Origin of the sequence: Vreelandella rituensis (genome assembly GCF_003336665.1) — a bacterium.
GTDB classification, from domain to species: domain Bacteria; phylum Pseudomonadota; class Gammaproteobacteria; order Pseudomonadales; family Halomonadaceae; genus Vreelandella; species Vreelandella rituensis.
Map to the genome: position 1 here is coordinate 1 of NZ_QPIJ01000068.1, position 15812 is coordinate 15812.

20 protein-coding genes are annotated in these 15812 nt (G+C 57.3%); 13 read left to right on the plus strand and 7 right to left on the minus strand.

Annotation, left to right across the window (positions count from 1 at the left end; all coding sequences use genetic code 11):
- The 5 genes from DU506_RS21780 to DU506_RS21785 form a co-directional block, all read left to right on the plus strand.
- Positions 1-299: hypothetical protein (locus tag DU506_RS21780; protein WP_181870821.1), on the plus strand; the 299-nt coding region annotated here is incomplete at its 5' end.
- Between the two features lie 43 nt (positions 300-342).
- Complete coding sequence (locus DU506_RS18635) at positions 343-507, plus strand: hypothetical protein (RefSeq protein WP_268877346.1); 165 nt, start codon at positions 343-345, stop codon at positions 505-507.
- A 3-nt stretch (positions 508-510) separates the two neighbouring features.
- On the plus strand, positions 511-639 hold the full coding sequence (locus tag DU506_RS22605; protein ID WP_268877345.1) for a hypothetical protein: 129 nt from the start codon (positions 511-513) through the stop codon (positions 637-639).
- Between the two features lie 13 nt (positions 640-652).
- The gene (locus DU506_RS18640) at positions 653-1129 is read left to right on the plus strand and encodes a phosphate-starvation-inducible PsiE family protein (protein ID WP_181870822.1); all 477 of its coding nucleotides are present in this window, start codon (positions 653-655) and stop codon (positions 1127-1129) included.
- Between the two features lie 24 nt (positions 1130-1153).
- Complete coding sequence (locus DU506_RS21785; protein WP_181870823.1) at positions 1154-1294, plus strand: hypothetical protein; 141 nt, start codon at positions 1154-1156, stop codon at positions 1292-1294.
- Positions 1295-1353: 59 nt separating this feature from the next.
- Here the strand turns inward: DU506_RS21785 and DU506_RS18645 are convergent, their stop codons facing one another.
- Complete coding sequence (locus DU506_RS18645; protein ID WP_114488374.1) at positions 1354-1572, minus strand: hypothetical protein; 219 nt, start codon at positions 1570-1572, stop codon at positions 1354-1356.
- Between the two features lie 249 nt (positions 1573-1821).
- On the opposite strand from DU506_RS18645, the gene DU506_RS18650 reads away from it, so the two are divergent.
- From DU506_RS18650 to DU506_RS18665, 4 genes are all read left to right on the plus strand, one after another.
- A complete protein-coding gene (locus DU506_RS18650) occupies positions 1822-3597 on the plus strand; it encodes a mechanosensitive ion channel family protein (RefSeq protein ID WP_114488387.1) in 1776 nt (591 codons plus the stop codon).
- Positions 3594-4445: a putative RNA methyltransferase gene (locus tag DU506_RS18655; protein ID WP_114488375.1), complete on the plus strand. Its 852-nt coding sequence runs from the start codon at positions 3594-3596 to the stop codon at positions 4443-4445. Before DU506_RS18650 ends, DU506_RS18655 begins: the two co-directional genes overlap by 4 nt.
- Positions 4446-4452: 7 nt before the next feature.
- Positions 4453-4935, plus strand: a complete 483-nt coding sequence (locus tag DU506_RS18660) for a YchJ family protein (protein WP_114488376.1) — start codon at positions 4453-4455, stop codon at positions 4933-4935.
- A 221-nt stretch (positions 4936-5156) separates the two neighbouring features.
- The gene (locus DU506_RS18665) at positions 5157-5606 is read left to right on the plus strand and encodes a DUF2267 domain-containing protein (protein WP_114488377.1); all 450 of its coding nucleotides are present in this window, start codon (positions 5157-5159) and stop codon (positions 5604-5606) included.
- A gap of 144 nt (positions 5607-5750) precedes the next feature.
- Here the strand turns inward: DU506_RS18665 and DU506_RS18670 are convergent, their stop codons facing one another.
- The 3 genes from DU506_RS18670 to DU506_RS18680 all read right to left on the minus strand — a co-directional run bounded on the left by DU506_RS18670 (position 5751) and on the right by DU506_RS18680 (position 9784).
- Positions 5751-5924 carry a YqaE/Pmp3 family membrane protein gene (locus DU506_RS18670; RefSeq protein WP_114488378.1) on the minus strand — a complete coding sequence of 58 codons (174 nt, stop codon included), beginning with the start codon at positions 5922-5924 and terminating at the stop codon, positions 5751-5753.
- 169 nt (positions 5925-6093) lie between these two features.
- On the minus strand, positions 6094-8715 hold the full coding sequence (gene ligD / locus DU506_RS18675) for a DNA ligase D (RefSeq protein WP_114488379.1): 2622 nt from the start codon (positions 8713-8715) through the stop codon (positions 6094-6096).
- 178 nt (positions 8716-8893) lie between these two features.
- The gene (locus DU506_RS18680) at positions 8894-9784 is read right to left on the minus strand and encodes a bile acid:sodium symporter family protein (RefSeq protein ID WP_114488380.1); all 891 of its coding nucleotides are present in this window, start codon (positions 9782-9784) and stop codon (positions 8894-8896) included.
- A 160-nt stretch (positions 9785-9944) separates the two neighbouring features.
- Between DU506_RS18680 and menA the strand changes: the two genes are divergently transcribed.
- Positions 9945-10805: a 1,4-dihydroxy-2-naphthoate octaprenyltransferase gene (menA, locus tag DU506_RS18685; RefSeq protein WP_114488388.1), complete on the plus strand. Its 861-nt coding sequence runs from the start codon at positions 9945-9947 to the stop codon at positions 10803-10805.
- Positions 10806-10814: 9 nt separating this feature from the next.
- Here the strand turns inward: menA and DU506_RS18690 are convergent, their stop codons facing one another.
- Positions 10815-11198, minus strand: coding sequence for a septal ring lytic transglycosylase RlpA family protein (locus DU506_RS18690; RefSeq protein ID WP_114488381.1), 384 nt, complete (start codon positions 11196-11198; stop codon positions 10815-10817).
- A gap of 293 nt (positions 11199-11491) precedes the next feature.
- Between DU506_RS18690 and DU506_RS18695 the strand changes: the two genes are divergently transcribed.
- Positions 11492-12247: a DUF72 domain-containing protein gene (locus DU506_RS18695; RefSeq protein ID WP_114488382.1), complete on the plus strand. Its 756-nt coding sequence runs from the start codon at positions 11492-11494 to the stop codon at positions 12245-12247.
- Positions 12248-12302: 55 nt separating this feature from the next.
- Here the strand turns inward: DU506_RS18695 and DU506_RS18700 are convergent, their stop codons facing one another.
- Positions 12303-13301 carry an NADP-dependent oxidoreductase gene (locus DU506_RS18700; protein ID WP_114488389.1) on the minus strand — a complete coding sequence of 333 codons (999 nt, stop codon included), beginning with the start codon at positions 13299-13301 and terminating at the stop codon, positions 12303-12305.
- Between the two features lie 203 nt (positions 13302-13504).
- Between DU506_RS18700 and DU506_RS18705 the strand changes: the two genes are divergently transcribed.
- A complete protein-coding gene (locus DU506_RS18705) occupies positions 13505-14059 on the plus strand; it encodes a cytochrome b (protein ID WP_114488383.1) in 555 nt (184 codons plus the stop codon).
- Positions 14060-14181: 122 nt separating this feature from the next.
- Entirely contained in the window at positions 14182-15228 is a 1047-nt protein-coding gene (locus tag DU506_RS18710) for a sodium:calcium antiporter (protein WP_114488384.1), read from the plus strand.
- Between the two features lie 30 nt (positions 15229-15258).
- Here the strand turns inward: DU506_RS18710 and DU506_RS18715 are convergent, their stop codons facing one another.
- Entirely contained in the window at positions 15259-15561 is a 303-nt protein-coding gene (locus tag DU506_RS18715) for an SRPBCC family protein (protein WP_114488385.1), read from the minus strand.
- Positions 15562-15812: the final 251 nt, after the last annotated feature.

Below are 15812 nucleotides of genomic sequence, written 5' to 3' on the forward strand. Positions count from 1 at the left end.
ATATCGCCAAGCGAGGCGTCAGAGACATCAAGAGCGGAGCGTTTGCTGCTAAGGCAAAACCGCGCAAGACCATTGCAAGACGAGGTAAGAAGCACCTGGAGAGTGATCTTCCCCTGGTGGGCGAACGGCCATCAGGTAAAAAATCAGAAAGCCGAGAGGACGGCCTGGCCAGTTTGGCAGCCTCCCACGTCTCGACGGTCGAGACGTCTGGAATAAGCCCCGAGACCTCGGACAGTCTTCATTTGTCTCACGTTGAGGCAGCGACGCTTTCTACAACAAAGGTCGACCCGTCAGGGTAGACTGGAAACCTCCTTGCTTTAGCTGGAGGTAGTTCATCAGGGAATCAATACTCGCAAGTACCAGTCGTTGGCCAAGGTCAGCAAGGCCACGGCAACACGGGATTTGACCGACCTGCTGGAGAAGGACTGCCTGCACAAGCTGCCTGGCGGGGGGCGAAGTACCCGTTATGCTGTGTCACTCGGTCAAAAAGACAGGGAAAGAAAATAAGTCATGTCGAATCAACCAATACAGATATTCACCAGCGAAGACGGCAAGGCCCACCTGGAAGTGGCGCTTGCGCATGCGGTGAATCTGCTGAGTCGCACCTTGACTAATCAACGCCTGGTTTCGTGGGGCTGATCGGGAGAAATCGATGCAAGACGATGATAAGGAAACACCTCAGACGCACAGGCTGTTGCATGACGAGTTGCCGAAGGAGCATGAAGATCCGCTGATCAGGCGGTTGCATATCATCATTCGCTTCGCCATCAAGCTACTTGCGATCATGATGGTGCTGGTAATCATCTGGGGCGTCCTGGATGTCATCTATGTGCTTTATACCAAGTTCATCTCGCCGCCGGTAATGCTTTTTGAGGTCGCCGACATTTTCGTTATTTTCGGTGCCTTCATGGTGGTGCTGATCGCCGTGGAAATCTTCATCAACATTCGGCTTTACCTGGGCACCAATGTCTTGCCCATTCGGCTGGTCATCGCGACGGCCTTGATGGCTATCGCGCGTAAGGTGATCATCCTGGATATTGCCACCATCTCAGCCGAAGAGATGCTGGCTATCGCGGCCATCGTGCTGGCGCTCGGCGTGACCCATTGGCTGGTGGGCAAGCAGGCGTAGGGTGAGATTCCTGAATTGAAAGCCATGCTGACACCAACCCTTCCTGCCATTCGCCTCGAAACGGTCAACAACACCGAAGCCATCGAGGCCGTCAAAGCCATGTCGAGCAGCCAACCTATAGGAGTGGACCCTCTGGATGTGACAGTCTGCGGCTTCATGATATGACGAGCCCCTGGCGTGATTCGCCGGGAGCTCGTAGTCTGGCATCAGGGCTCTGATAACGGTCAGGAATCCTGGTCGTCGAGCATCATCTGGATCATGACCTCGAGCTCTGAGACTTTCTGCTCAAGCGCCTTGATCTTGCTTTCTTCCTCGGCAGTCTTGATGTAATTGTCGTTGATCTTGGCCATATGCTTCTCGACGGCTTCGGAGTCCATGGCTAGGGCCGAGCCGGCCATCATCAGGCTTGCAAGCAGGCCGGCAGTCAAAAGTTTCATTTTCATGTCACACCTCGTCGTGTCGAATTGTTGAGCACTTGAGACCTGCCGTCACCACCGCTCGTCAGGTCTAGGCTTTAGTGGGGTGGAGCAAGAAAACCTTACATGCCAGATTGGCATCTTTGTTGAGCATCCGTCGAGGCATTGCAGGCTCGCAGGGTGATGGCGTCGGAACTGATCGTGCCCAGTAACAGTGGACACCTCAAGAATGTAATACGCTACGATGAGGTGAAACATCGCAATCGGACGACGTATATGAACGTAAACGGCTCGTGGTTACTGTGGGCAGTGTTGTCAGTAGCATTGATGTTTTCCGGCCCCGGTGTGGCGCAAATGCAGCAGGGCGAGGGTGGAAACGAGAGTGAGAATGAAAGTGATGAGCGGCAATGGTTCTCTGTCGATTCGTTAAACGCGGGGCTTGACGAGGCGCCCGAGAAGGTCAATCGGCTGACGCCGCGTGAGTCTATTCGGAGCTTTCTGGAGCTTGCCGATGAGGAAGACTTCGCTGCGGCGGCGCATATCCTCAATCTTTCCAATCTGGAGCCTGCCGAGCAGCGAGAACGAGGAACCCGGTTAGCCAGTCAGCTGGCTGAGATCCTCAGGCGTGGTGAGTGGCTCAATATTTCCGACCTTCCCGGGCGCCAGGACGCCGCCATTCAGGACCCGTCGGGTCAACATCCCCAGACAGGAGAGCCACGCCGCAATATCGAGCTGGCATCACTCCAGGCCAATGGCCAAACCTATGATATTCGCCTGGGCCGCTATCGGGTGGGTGAAGAGGAAGCGGAGGCCGTCTGGCTGATTACGCCGGATAGCGTTTCGTCGATCCTTCCTCTTTATGAGGAATTTGGCCCATCGTGGCTGGAGCGGCATATCCCGAAGCGTTTCAAGGCCTCGTTCGGGATCCTCCGGATCTGGGAGTGGATCGCCATTCCGATTTTCCTGCTGGCGATTGGCCTGGTGGGGTGGAGTGTCTACGGTCTGGTCGGGTTGATGGCGCACTTGTTCCCTTCCGGCTGGCCAAGCATCTTCGCCGGCTGGATCAGAGCACCTATGTCGCTGCTCGTCATGTCGCTGGTTGCCCAGGTACTGCTCAATTACGTAGTCTCCTTCACTGCCGTGGCCACCACCTTCATTCGCGTGCTGCTGATTATCATCGTCGCCTGGGGTGTTGCTACCATCGCGCTTCGTCTGGTGGACACCATTCTGCTTGACGTGACACGGCGTCTCGTGGGGCCGATCGATGACACCAAACCCAAGGACGATCGCAAGCTCCTGACGTCGCTCTACGCGCTGCGTCGGGTCATCATCCTGATCACGGTTATCGCGGTTGCGGTCTATGTGCTGAGTCAGATCCAGCTTTTCGAGACGTTGGGGATGTCGCTGCTGGCGTCGGCCAGTGTCCTGACGGTGCTGGTGGGTATCGCGGGTCAGGCAGTGCTGGGCAATATCCTGTCCTCGTTTCAGGTGTCGTTAGCCAAGCCCATACGCATCGGCGATTTGATAATGTTCGAAGGGCAGTGGTGCTATGTGGAAGGCATTTTCTATACCTTCATTCGGCTGAGAGTGTGGGACGAGCGGCGCTTGAACGTGCCGGTCACCTATTTCGTCTCCAAGCCCTTCGAGAACCTTTCGGTCAAGAGTTCCAAGTTGTACCGAACTCTGGAGTTAACCCTTCACTTGAGCGCCGATATCGAGCTCCTCAGGGAAAAATTCCTGGAGTATGCCAAGCAAGAAGACAATATCATCGAACACCACAAGCTGTTGTGTTACGTGACAGGGCAAACCGGCATGGCCCAGACGATTGCTTGTTATCTCATGACATCTGAACCCATGGATGGCTGGGTAGCGGAAATGCATGTCCGGGAGAAGTTGATGGCCTTCATCCGGGATAATCACCCTGAATGGTGGCCGAGAGAGGTGGTGGTGCTCAGCCATCAGGATATCGCCCTTGGCGAAGAACCCGGTGCTCGCATCTCCTCAGCGGCGATGCCAATGAACACTAATCCGAAAGGCGATGACAGCCTATGAGCATTACCCCTTTTCAAGCGTTGGCCTGCCCGCTGGACGGTGACCCGTTACAGCGAAACGGCAACGCATGGCGCTGTGCGACAGGGCATAGCTTTGATATTGCCAAGCAAGGCCATGTGAATTTGTTGCCCGTACAGCAGAAGCGTTCAGGCGACCCCGGCGATAGCAAGGCGATGGTCGCGGCACGCCAACGCTTTCTCAATGCCGGGCATTACCAACCCATCGCCGATGCGCTCAGCCAGGCCGCGCTGAAGGGGTTGCCGAGCCATGCCACGCTCAGTTGCCTGGATGCCGGCTGCGGGGAAGGTTACTACCTGCGCGCCTTGGCGAAAGCGATATCTAAAGAGCAAACGCTGGCGCTGGCGGGGCTGGATATCTCCAAATGGGCGATTCTCGCCGCCGCCAAGCAAGACAAAGGCAGCCGTTGGCTGGTGGGTAGCAACGCAAACCTGCCCGTACAGCCCGGCACGCTGGACCTGCTGCTGTGCATGTTCGGCTTTCCTGTGTACAACGAATTTGCCAGAGTACTCAAGCCGGGCGGCATGCTGCTGCAGGTGGATGCCGGGCCGGACCATCTGCGTGAACTGCGTGAGATCATCTACCCCACCTTGAAGGTGGAGCGCACCAGAGAGCTCCAGTTGCCGCAAGGGTTTGCGCACCTGAATACACAAGCAATCCGCTACCCGCTCGAACTGAACGGTGCGGATAGCATTGCCGATCTGCTCGCCATGACCCCGCACCTTTACCGCGCCAGCGCCGAAGGCCGGGCGAGAGCCGCGGCGCTGGAATCGCTCACGGTCACCGTGGATGTGCGTCTGGTGCATTTCGCCCATGACACAAAAGGTTGAACGCTGAATGAGTACTCTTGAAAGCCCTCTCAAAAACGCACTCAATGCCTCTTTGTGCCGTTGTGGTGGTGGCAAGGCGTTGGCCGACTGTTGCGGGCGCTATCACGCCGGTGAGCCGGCACCAACGCCCGAAGCGCTGATGCGTTCGCGTTACAGCGCTTTCGTGTTGAATCTCACCGACTACTTGCTGGCAAGCTGGCACCCGAGTACTCGCCCGGCAAGCCTGGCACCGGATAGTTCGACACATTGGCTGCGCCTCGAAATACTCGAAAGCGCAGAGGTAGGCGACAACGGGCGGGTAGCGTTTCGTGCCACCTTCAGGGAAGGGCGGCGTTGGGCGGTACTGGAAGAAGCTTCACGTTTCGTGCGCGAGGAGGGCCGTTGGTTCTATCTGGATGGGACCCCCGATATTACTCGGCTCAAGCCGGGCCGCAATGACCCTTGCCCGTGTGGGAGCTTGCGCAAGTTCAAGAGCTGCTGCGGTATTTGAAAAAGCCCGCGGATTCCGAGTCCGACGGCGCCCTGGCATAGCCGTTATGCGCTGCAAAAAATACCACCAGCAGGTGCTGAGTGCTTGCCCTATTGCGGGAATCTTTACCACACTCTGTATAGCTGCGGGGGCATAAGCATTGCTGCACAACGCCAGGTTTCGTTTCCCGCTGCCCGAGTGATGTCAGGTTTAGAATCTCGAACCAGGGAGGAATTTCAGAGATGGCTAATCAACCTAGAACTGAGCAGCAAAAACAGCGTCATGAAGGGCGCACCTCTAACACCTATCACCACTTTCTCAATGAATTGTGCACGCCCGGCGATATGAGCAAGGAAGAGGCGGAAAGGGCCAGTGTAGCGGTGTTGGGTGCCTTGGAAAAACGTATTCAGCCTACCGAAACCAGCAAGATGGAAGCACAGCTTCCCCTGAAGCTACGGGAGCTGCTCAAGCATAGTGGAATCGATAAAAGTTCGGCCCCGCAACGCTTCGGCAAGGATGAGTTCATTGAAATGGTCGCCTCGGACCTTGAAACTAGCCCTGAAGAGGCGGAGTCGATTTCCCGCCGGGTATTCGCCACGGTACGCGCCCAAATCAGCGACGGTGAAGCCGAGGATGTCGCCAGCCAGCTTCCACCGGATATTGCTCAGTTGTGGCGCGAGCGGCCGGCATGAGCAGGCCAGATTCCCAAGCCTTTGGGTTTTGTGAAGCTGCGGGTTTTGTGAAGCTGCGGTTTTTTTGAAGCTGCATTGGTAACAGGCTTGAGATTCAGGCGTCGCTGCAGTTGAGCGACGCCTTTTCCGTATGCCCGGTCCTGTCTAATGCTTGAGAATGACGTAGAAGGCATGAATGATGCCCGGAATATAGCCAAATAGCGTCAGCAGAAGATTCAGCCAGAAGTGGCCCTTGAACCCGACTTCCAGAAAAACGCCCACAGGTGGTAAGAGAACGGCAAAAATCATTTTGATGGGGTCGGTAGCGGTGAAGGCCATGGGGAGGCTCCTTGGTTGAAAATGACTTGGTTGAAAACGGATAGCTGCGTGGTTATTTGGACGTAATCCAGCGTTGGACGTAATCCAGCGTTGGACGTAATCCAGCGTTGGACGTAATCCAGCGTTGGACGTAATAAAGCGCTATCCGTTCAGCCACTTCCGATATTAGCTAGAGCCCCACGGCCTTGAGGAGCTTGGTATTGATCGGGCGGGCTGCATCCAGAAAACCTTCCCAAGGGTCTTCACGTAGTGCCGCCAGGCGTCGGCGCAGGTTCGAGACGCTGTAGCGGTCGGCACGCAGGCCGGCATTGAGTTCGTCCCAACGTACCGGCACGGCGACGGGCGCGCCTTGGCGTGCCCGTACGGAATAGGAGGCCACCGCCGTGTTGCCTCGCCCGTTGCGCAGGTAGTCGATGAACAGCAGGCCTTCGCGCCGAGTCTTGGATGATTGGGTGGTCAGGCGCTCAGGGTCGTCATTGGCATGCAATTGCGCCACCGCCCTGGCAAAAGCCTTGGCCTGCTCCCAGTCGGCCTCGGGCACCAACGGCACGACCAAGTGAAGCCCCTTGCCGCCGGTGGTGCGCACGAAGCTTTGCATGCCGAGTGATTCCAGGCGGTCGCGAAGCGTGCCGGCCACGCGCAGGACCTCCTTCCAGTTCACGCCGGGAGAGGGGTCGAGGTCGAAAACCAGAATGTCCGGGTGGTCGATGTCGTCGATATGGCTTCCCCACGGATGGATTTCCAATGCGCCGGCCTGAACCAGACCCACCAGATCCGCGGCCGACTCGACATAGAGGTAATCGGCGCTGCCTTGTTTTTCCGGGATTTTTACACGCGGCACACTGTCGGGAATGGCGCTGCGGGGATGCTTCTGAAAAAAGCACTCATCCGTGCGCCCTTGGGGGCAACGCACCAGCGAGAGGGGCCGTCGCGCCAGGTGCGGCAGTATCCAGTCCTGAATATCCTCGTAGTAGCGGGCCAGATCGAGCTTGGTCAGGCCTTGCTCGGGAAACAGGATGCGATCAGGGTGGGTGAGCCGTACGCCGAGCACTTCGGTTTCATCTTTGTCGGCTCGATTTTGCTTACGGCGTTGTCCTGAAGGCCCGGCTTCGGATGGCTTGTCGTTCGAGGGAGCGGCGGCACTTGGCTTGTTGCGGCTCACGCAAATTTCCTCTGGGTTGCGATCTTCGCGCAGCCCACGAAATGAGGGATGACGTAAACGCCCATCCCGCGTGCGCTGCGTGAATTCCACATCGATCACCAGTTCCGGACGTACCCAATGAACGGAACGTTCATCGGGCACCGAGGCATTGAACGGCGAGCGAGAGGTTTCCAGCTTCTGGAGGGTGGCGCTCAGCGACTCGAGCTGCAGACTACTGAAACCGGTACCCACACGCCCGGCATATTCAAGCCGGTCGTCTTTATCGAACGCCCCCATCAATAGCGATCCGAAGCCGCTGCGTGAGCCTTGGGGGTCGGTGTAGCCACCGACGATGAACTCCTCCTGAATGACGCATTTGGTCTTGAGCCAATCCTTGCTGCGCTTTTCCTGATAGTGGCTGGAGGCACGTTTGCTGATGATGCCTTCGAGCCCCATGCGGCAGGCTTTCTCATAAAATGCCGGCCCTTGGGATTGGGTATGCTCGGAGTAGCGTATTTGGCTGTCGTCCTTGAACCCACCGGCTTGAAGCAATTGGTAAAGAGCGTGCTTGCGCTCGATAAGCGGCACCTTCCCCAGGTCGTAGCCTTCCAGGTAGGGCAGGTCGAACACCTGGTAGACGAGATCATCGGTACGTTTGTCGCTCATGGCCTCCTGGAGGTGACGAAAACTGCTGATGCTATCTTTGGCCAGCGCCACTACCTCGCCATCAAGCAAGGCGGTTTTTACCGGTAGCTGCGTCAATAATTCGGCAAGTCTGGGGAGGCGGTCCGCCCAATCCTTGCCATTGCGGGTAATAAGGCGTACTTGATTGTTTTCGATACGGGCCAGGATGCGATAGCCGTCAAATTTTACTTCGTGAATCCAGGCGTCGGTATCCGGGGTTTCGTGTACCAGCGTGGCCAGTTGCGGCCTGATATCGACGGGAAGCTCGGCACGCTGGGCGCCTTTCAGCGAGCCTGGGTCGAGAAGGGAGGCTTGGCTGTTTTCATTGCCGTTTGCGTTGCTTTGGCCATCTTGTGACGCCCAGGTAGCATCGCGATCTTCAGCGATCTGGGCCATGCTGCGCCCGGATACGACGCTGCTGTCTTCATCGATGCTGACCTCGGGCTTATCGCGTCGGTCGTCATCACTGCGTTTGATCATCAGCCACTGCTTGCCATCCTGGGCATCTTTGTCCTTGTCGCCTTGCATGCGGGTCAGCGTCCAGCGGCCTTTGAGTCTTTCACCATCAAACTCAATGTCGAGGTGACCTTCCTTCTGCTCGCTGTGGGACTTCCATTGGCCTCGGTCCCAGATCATGACGGTGCCACCGCCGTATGCATCCTCGGGAATCACGCCCTCGAAATCGGCGTACTCCAAAGGATGGTCTTCCACCTGTATCGCCAAGCGTTTTTCGCCGGGTTCAAGGCTGGGACCCTTGGGCAGCGCCCAGCTGCGCAGCACCCCTTCCTGCTCTAGCCGCAGGTCGAAATGGTCGTGGCTCGCCGCATGTTTGTGCACCACGAAGCTATGCTCGTAAGTGCCATGCCCGGAAGTGCTATGTTCAGAGGCGTCGTCATGGCGTTCCCCGGCGGGCTCAGGGGTGCTTTTGAAGTTACGCTTGCGGCGGTATTCCTTGAGCTTTGCCATCGCCTTTCCTTGAGCCTGAATCTGCTGATTATTCAGTCAGTCTAGTCAAGTAAGACAGAGCCGCCAAGCCGGGAGAAGTAATCGGTTTAGAGTAAAAAATCCATACTTTTCAGAGAAATAGGATGAGAGAACGTGGCTGGATAAGCGGCTCTTGAACGGCCGGCTGGGCAAGCCGGCGTCAGGAACGTTCCAGGGTGGCAGCCAGCTGACGGTCTCGCCACAGGCAGGCGAACATCCATAGAAAAACCGGCACGTTCATCAACAGGCCGTAAAGGAGCGGCACCAGGCCAATGCCCGGCTGTTGCAGAATGGTAAAAGCCACCATCATCGCCACACCGGCGTTTTGCACCCCGACTTCAACGGTGATGGCACGTACGCTAGCATGGGGGAGGCGTAAGCGGTGCGCTATCTGATACCCCAGGGTCATGCTCAGCACGCACATCAGCAGCACCGCCAACGTCTCGATGCTGAACAGTGAAGGAAGACGCTGCGCATGGCTGAAGAACAGCGCCGTCACTACACCAATCATCGCCACGCCGGTCAGCACCTTTACCTTGGGCAGTATCCATTCGAGTGTTTGCGTCCCAAGCACGCGCCGCAGCAGCATGCCGGTGAGCACGGGCACCAGGGTGACAAGCAGAAGTTGGCCAACGGTATGCCAGTAGGGCAGGCGCAGCCCCGCGCCGCTCAATCCCAGAAATTCCAGGTTCCAGCCCATGACCAGCGGCAGGGTGAAGGGAGCGAGTATCGCGGCGATGGTGGTCAAACTGACGGATAAAGCCAAATCCCCCTGCACCAGGTAGCTGAACATGTTCGAGGTCGCCCCACCCGGCACCAGCGCGACCAGCAACAATCCGGCGGCGGCGAGCGGTGAAAGGGGGAGGAATAACACGAGTCCCCAGGCCAGCAACGGCAATGCTAGAATCTGCAGGCTCGAGCCGAGCAATAGGCGGCGTGGATGGCGCCAAGTGAGGGCGAAGTCGGCCTTTGTCAGGTTGAGACCCATGGCCATCATCACACTGGCCAATACCCAGGGCAGTAGAACCTGCGACAACCATTCGGGAGACATTTCAATTCCTTGAAAGAATGTAGGTAAAAATAGTGGGTAGAGAAATCGAAGGTTGAAAGAGTAGGTAAAATAAGCTGCTAGCGTAAGTAGCCAGCATAACCCAGCAATATAACGTAGAGAGTTGATGACGCATATCAAGTATCTTCAAGCAGGCCTTAGCATGAGCAAGATGGCAGTCTGGGTGCAAACGCTGCGTCCGCGCACCTTGCCGGCGGCGGTGGGGCCTATCGTGTTGGGTCAGGTATTGGTCGCGCCGGGCCATTTTTCCTGGCTGACCGCTGTTCTTTGCCTGGTTTGTGCATTGGCGTTGCAATTGGCGGTGAATCTGGCCAATGATCTTTTCGATGGGTTAGCGGGGGTGGATCAGCATGACCGGCTGGGTCCGACGCGCGCGCTTCAAGCCGGGTTGTTGAGTGCCGGTGAGCTGCAAGTAGGGCTGATGCTGATGCTGGGAATCGCCGTAGCGACGGGGTTGTGGCTGGTAATCTTCGGCCATTGGTTGCTGTGGGGATTGGGCGGACTGGCGTTGCTCGGGGTGCTCGGTTACAGCGGGGGGCGCCGTCCCTATGCCAATCTGGGGCTGGGGGAAGTGGCGGTCTGGCTATTTTTTGGGCCGGTGGCGGTGTTGGGAAGCTTGTTGGCCCAGCAGAGCCCGTTGCATGGCGGGGTGATACTTGCCGCTTCGCTGGTGGGGTTGCCGGTGGCCGCGATCCTGGTGGTCAACAACCTGCGCGACCGATATACCGATGCCCGCGCCGGTAAGCTGACCTTGGCGGTGCGCCTAGGGCTGCAAGCCAATCGGTGGCTGTTCAGCCTCTTGACGTTCGGACCGTGGCTGGTATCGCTGCCCTTTGCGCTGGCACCCTGGGCTTGGGTGGCTTGGGGATGTATCGGGCTGGCGGCGTTGGGTTTGAACGTGACGCTTTGGCAACGCGACGGCTCAGCACTCAACCCGGTACTGGGACAGACGGCGCTGTACTCGCTGGTGGTGGCCCTTTGGCTGGGCCTGCGTCTTGGATAATCGAGACCCTTACTCCAACGAGGTGACCAATACCGGGACTGTGCCACGTTTCAACATGCCAAGCTCTCTGGCGGCGCGCTTGGAGAGATCGATGATGCGTCCCTTGACGTAAGGACCGCGATCGTTGATCAGCACTTCCACTTCGCGGCCGTTGTCTTGCCGTGTGACCAGCACCTTGGTACCGAACGGCAAGTCTGGATGCGCGGCGGTCAAGGCTTGCTGGTCAAAAGGCTCACCGCTGGCGGTGGTCTTGCCCTGGAAGTGGTCGCTGTAGTAGGACGCCACACCCTGCTGAAGTATTTCCGGTTCGTCGTGCGCCTGCCCTTTGCCGGCACAACCGGTCAGCAGCAGGCCCGTCAGGCAACAGGTTAAAAACAGACGGGATATTTCCATAACGTTTTACCTCATCACTACCATGTTGCGCCGACTCCTGTATTCTTTTTCGCATCCATACGAGCAGGCGCGCTCGTTCTGCACTGTTTCTCCATGCACTTTCTTATCCATGCATTTTTTCCACGAGTTATCTCCGCGAGCTTTCTCAACGAACTATCTCCATGAGCTTTCTCGCTATGCATGCTGGTGGTGCTTCCCTGGCAGAATAGGGATCTAGCCTATCGAACTTCGACCCATGCTCGCTCGCAATGGTTCAAATGGCCACTATACTCGGTTTTTACGGGGGGTGTCCCATGACCAAGCAGACGGAACGCAGCAAAACGCCGATAGGTCGATTGCGCATCGGCACATCCGGGTATGAATATCGTGATTGGAAAGGGCGTTTCTACCCGGAAGACATGCCGCAAAAGGCATGGTTCGATTACTATGCCGAGCAGTTCGACACGGTGGAAATCAACAATACCTTTTACAACCTACCGACCGCCGAGACCTTCGATAGCTGGCGCGAAGCGGCGCCAAAAGGCTTCGAGTATGCCCTCAAGTTCAGCCGTTACGGCAGCCATATCAAGCGCCTCAAGGATCCGGAGAAGAGTGTCCCGGCCTTTGTCGAGGTGGCCGAACGCCTTGAAAAGTACATTGGCCCAGTCCTGCTGCAATTGCCGCCCCGATGGCGGGTACGACCGGAACGCCTGGATACGTTTCTGGAACAAGTGCCCAGCAAGTGGCGCTGGGTGGTCGAGCTGCGTGATCCAAGCTGGCTCAACGAGGATGTCTACGGGGTATTGCGCAAGCATGCCGCGGCACTGTGCCTTCATGACATGCTTGAGGATCACCCAAGGATCATCACCGCGGACTGGACCTATCTACGCTTTCACGGCGATAACTACGCCGGAAATTATTCATCGCAGTTACTGGTTGCAAAAGCCCGGTGGATTATCGAACAGCTTCAGGACGGCCGGGATGTCTACGCCTATTTCAATAACACCAAGCAGGCCTGCGGCGCCCAGGATGCCCTGAAATTGAAGCGTTATATCGACGACCGCCTTTAATCGGAAAGACTCGGAGCTTTGGACGGCAACGCTCAATGACTATTACACAAGGCGTTTACAGCCGCACCAGCATCTTGCCCTTGTTCGCGCCTTCAAACAGCTTGAGGAAGGCATCGGGGGTACTTTCCAGGCCGTCTTCGATGGTTTCTTCATAGTCGATTTCGCCATTGGCGACTTTCGGGCCGACCTCTTCGAGGAACTGCGGATAGTGTGACCAGTGATCGAAAATGATGAAGCCCTGCATGCGCACGCGCCGAATCAGGATCATCGCCAGGTTACCGGGTGCTGTGCTGGGCTTGGTGGCATTGTAGTCGGCGATCAAGCCGCACACTGCGATGCGCGCCCCTACGCGTAGGTTGTCGAGAGCCGCCTCGAGGCAATCGCCTCCCACATTTTCGTAGTACACATCGAAGCCGTCGGGGCAGGCCTGCTTGAGGTCGTCGCTTAATTGCTGGGCATTCTTGCCACGGTAGCTGACCGCCTTGATTCCATGAGATTCCAGCCACTCAAGCTTGTCCGGGGCGCCGGCGATGCCCACCACGGTGCCGCCTTTGGCTTTTGCCAGTTGCACCGCCAAGGAGCCCACTGCGCCGCTGGCGGCACTGACCAGCACATTGTCGCCTTCGCGCATCTCGGCAATCTTGTTCAGGCCCGTCCAGGCGGTCATGCCCGGCATGCCGAGCACGCCAAGATAGGCCTGTTCCGGCACCTCGATGCTTGGCAATGGCTCCAGCGTATCGGCGTCGAGCTGGGCAATATCACGCCATCCGCCCATGTGGCGTACCTTGTCACCTTGTTTAAAACGCTGATCGCGGCTTTCGATCACTTCGCCGACTGCAGCGCCTTCAAGCGGAGTGTTGAGTTCAAATGGTTCGACATAGGTGGTGACGCCACTCATTCGTCCACGCATGTAGGGGTCGACCGACAGCCAGGTGTTACGGATTCTCACTTCTCCATCTTTCAAGCCAGGCAACTCGGTGCTGTGCAGCTCGAATAGCTCGGGTTGCGGCGTGCCCTGGGGATAGTCATTGATAGTGAAATAGCGTGCCTGCATGCTCATTCTCGTGCTCCTTGCTGTTGGGGTCGTATGTATCAAGTTAGCTACTTATTCTCGATACCTGTTCTCGACATGTCTTTTCGCCAGTTGTTCCTGTCCATGTTTGTCTCAGCCGGGTACTGCACAGTCAACGCTTGCCTCTACTAGTATGAAAGACAGTCTGAAAGACGACTTGCCCTCATCACTTCCGGGAGAACGACATGACGGAACTGGATCGCTATGCCTACCCGCATCGGGTGCTGCACTGGCTGGTGGCTGCCGTGCTGGTGCTGGTGCTACCTATCGGGCTTACGTTGGGCTATCTCGGCTTCGAAGGAGCCGTAAGGTGGTTTGGCGAGCCCATGACCAATTTACTCTATACGGCCCACAAGACATTGGGCGTGATGATGCTGATTCTGATGACGCTGCGCATTATCAGCCGTCTGAGCTTCGTGGTGCCGATTCATGATCCTCCGCTCCCCACCTTCCAGCGGGTGCTGAGCACCAGTGTGCATCATCTGCTGTACTTGACGTTGCTGGTGATGCCGGTGATCGGCTGGCTGGCCACCGCTAGCGGCGACTTTCCGGTGCAGTTCTTTCACTGGAACTTGCCGGGATTGATCGGCGAAAACGAGGCCTTGTCCGAGCGTTTATTCCTTGTGCATGCCTGGTTGGGCTGGGTGATCGTGGTGCTGGTGGCGTTACACATTGCCGGCGCGCTTTTTCACTGGTGGATAAAGCGCGATGGAGTGATGAAGCGTATGAGTCTGTTCTGAAAAGTCTGCTGTAACTAGAAGTCTTGAAAACCATGTGGAAGTCTTGAGAGCGGTGTAGAAGTCTCGAGAGTCGTGTGGACGGCGTGAGGAAAGCCGTCACCCACGCGAGTCAAGGGGGTGATTTGGATCCATTGAGTCCTGCCAGCTGGTCATTGTCCGAAAGCGTGGGAGTCTTCGCGCTATGCGCATTGGTCATTACCGTCTTGGGTATATGGATTACCCGTGTGGTCGACCAGCTCGCTGACCGGACGGGGCTCGGGGAGGCGGTCGCCGGTGCGGTATTGTTGGGAGCATCGACCTCGGCCGGCGGCTCGGTACTCTCGGTTACCGCTGCCTGGCAAGGGCATCCCGAACTGGCAATGAGTAATGCCTTGGGAGGCATTGCCGTTCAAACCTTGTTTCTGGTGGTGGCCGATCTGGCCTATCGGCGTGCGAACCTGGAACATGCGGCCGCCTCCGCACCAAACATGTTGCAGAATGCCCTGTTGATAACTCTTCTGGGGCTGATTCTTCTGGCCCCCACGCTGCCTGGCATTTCCTTGTGGGGTATTCACCCGATCACGCCGATACTGCTGGTGCTTTACATATATGGCATTCATCTGGTGCGGGGCGCCCGGCTGTATCCCATGTGGAAACCCTCGGTGACACGCGAAACGCGCGAAGACACGCCGGACGATACCTCGGCAATGCCTTCACTTGCTCGGTTATGCATCACTTTCCTGTTGCTGATGATCGGCCTGGGTCTCGCTGGTTGGGTGCTGGCGCCTACGGCGAACAATATTGCGCTCAAGACAGGGCTCAGCCAAACGGCCGTCGGTGTGCTACTGACCGCCGTGAGCACCTCGATTCCTGAACTCGTCACCTCCATTGCCGCGGTTCGTCGGGGTGCCTTGACCCTTGCGGTGGGCGGAATCATTGGCGGCAATGCCTTCGATACCCTGTTCACGGCGGCCTCGGACATCGCCTATCGCCCGGGGTCCATCTATCACACCATGACCGCTGATGTGATCCTTTGGGTGTCATTGACCCTGGTGATGTCGAGCATCCTGATGATGGGATTGATCCGCCGCCAGGAGCAGGGGCCGGGGCGTATCGGCTGGGAAAGCGTCACCATCATGGTGCTTTATTTCCTCGGTGTGTTGCTGTTGCTGAGCGATATGAATGGCTAACGTTCTCAGCTCTTCTTATGCCCTTCGTACTCAGGAGTCGCTATCGTGCTCCGGTTCGGGCGGCTTGGCCAAGCGGCGCTCCACTTGGCGGATGATGTCCTGGCTCAGCTGATGCAACAGAGGTTTCGCGGCGAGCTGGACGGCCTTTTCCAGCGGCCGGTTATGCAGGCGGTATTCCAGGGTGAGGTGAATACGAGTGCCGCCTTCGATGGGCGTGAACTGAAAGTGCCCGTTATTGGAGATACCGTTGAAGGAGCGCCAGGCAAACCGCTCCGGCGGAAGCATCTGGGTAATCTCGATATCGAAGTGCAAAGATTGCCCGGCGATACGCACTTCCCATAAGTAGCGGTCCTCATTGAACCCTCCGACGATTCATTCAAAGAATAGAATCGCGGATTCCCATCACTCTCACGCGCTCTGTTGCCAGAGCGTGGAGAAGGTGACCGGGGTTCTCGGTGCGTGGGTCGGCGTTTGCGAGCTCACACGGGCGGTAGCCTTGCGGCCACGCCCTTGGTAAACAACATGCCCGCGGGCGGCGATGTTATAGGCGGCATTAAGGTCCGCGGGGTAGCGCTTGCCGGTGC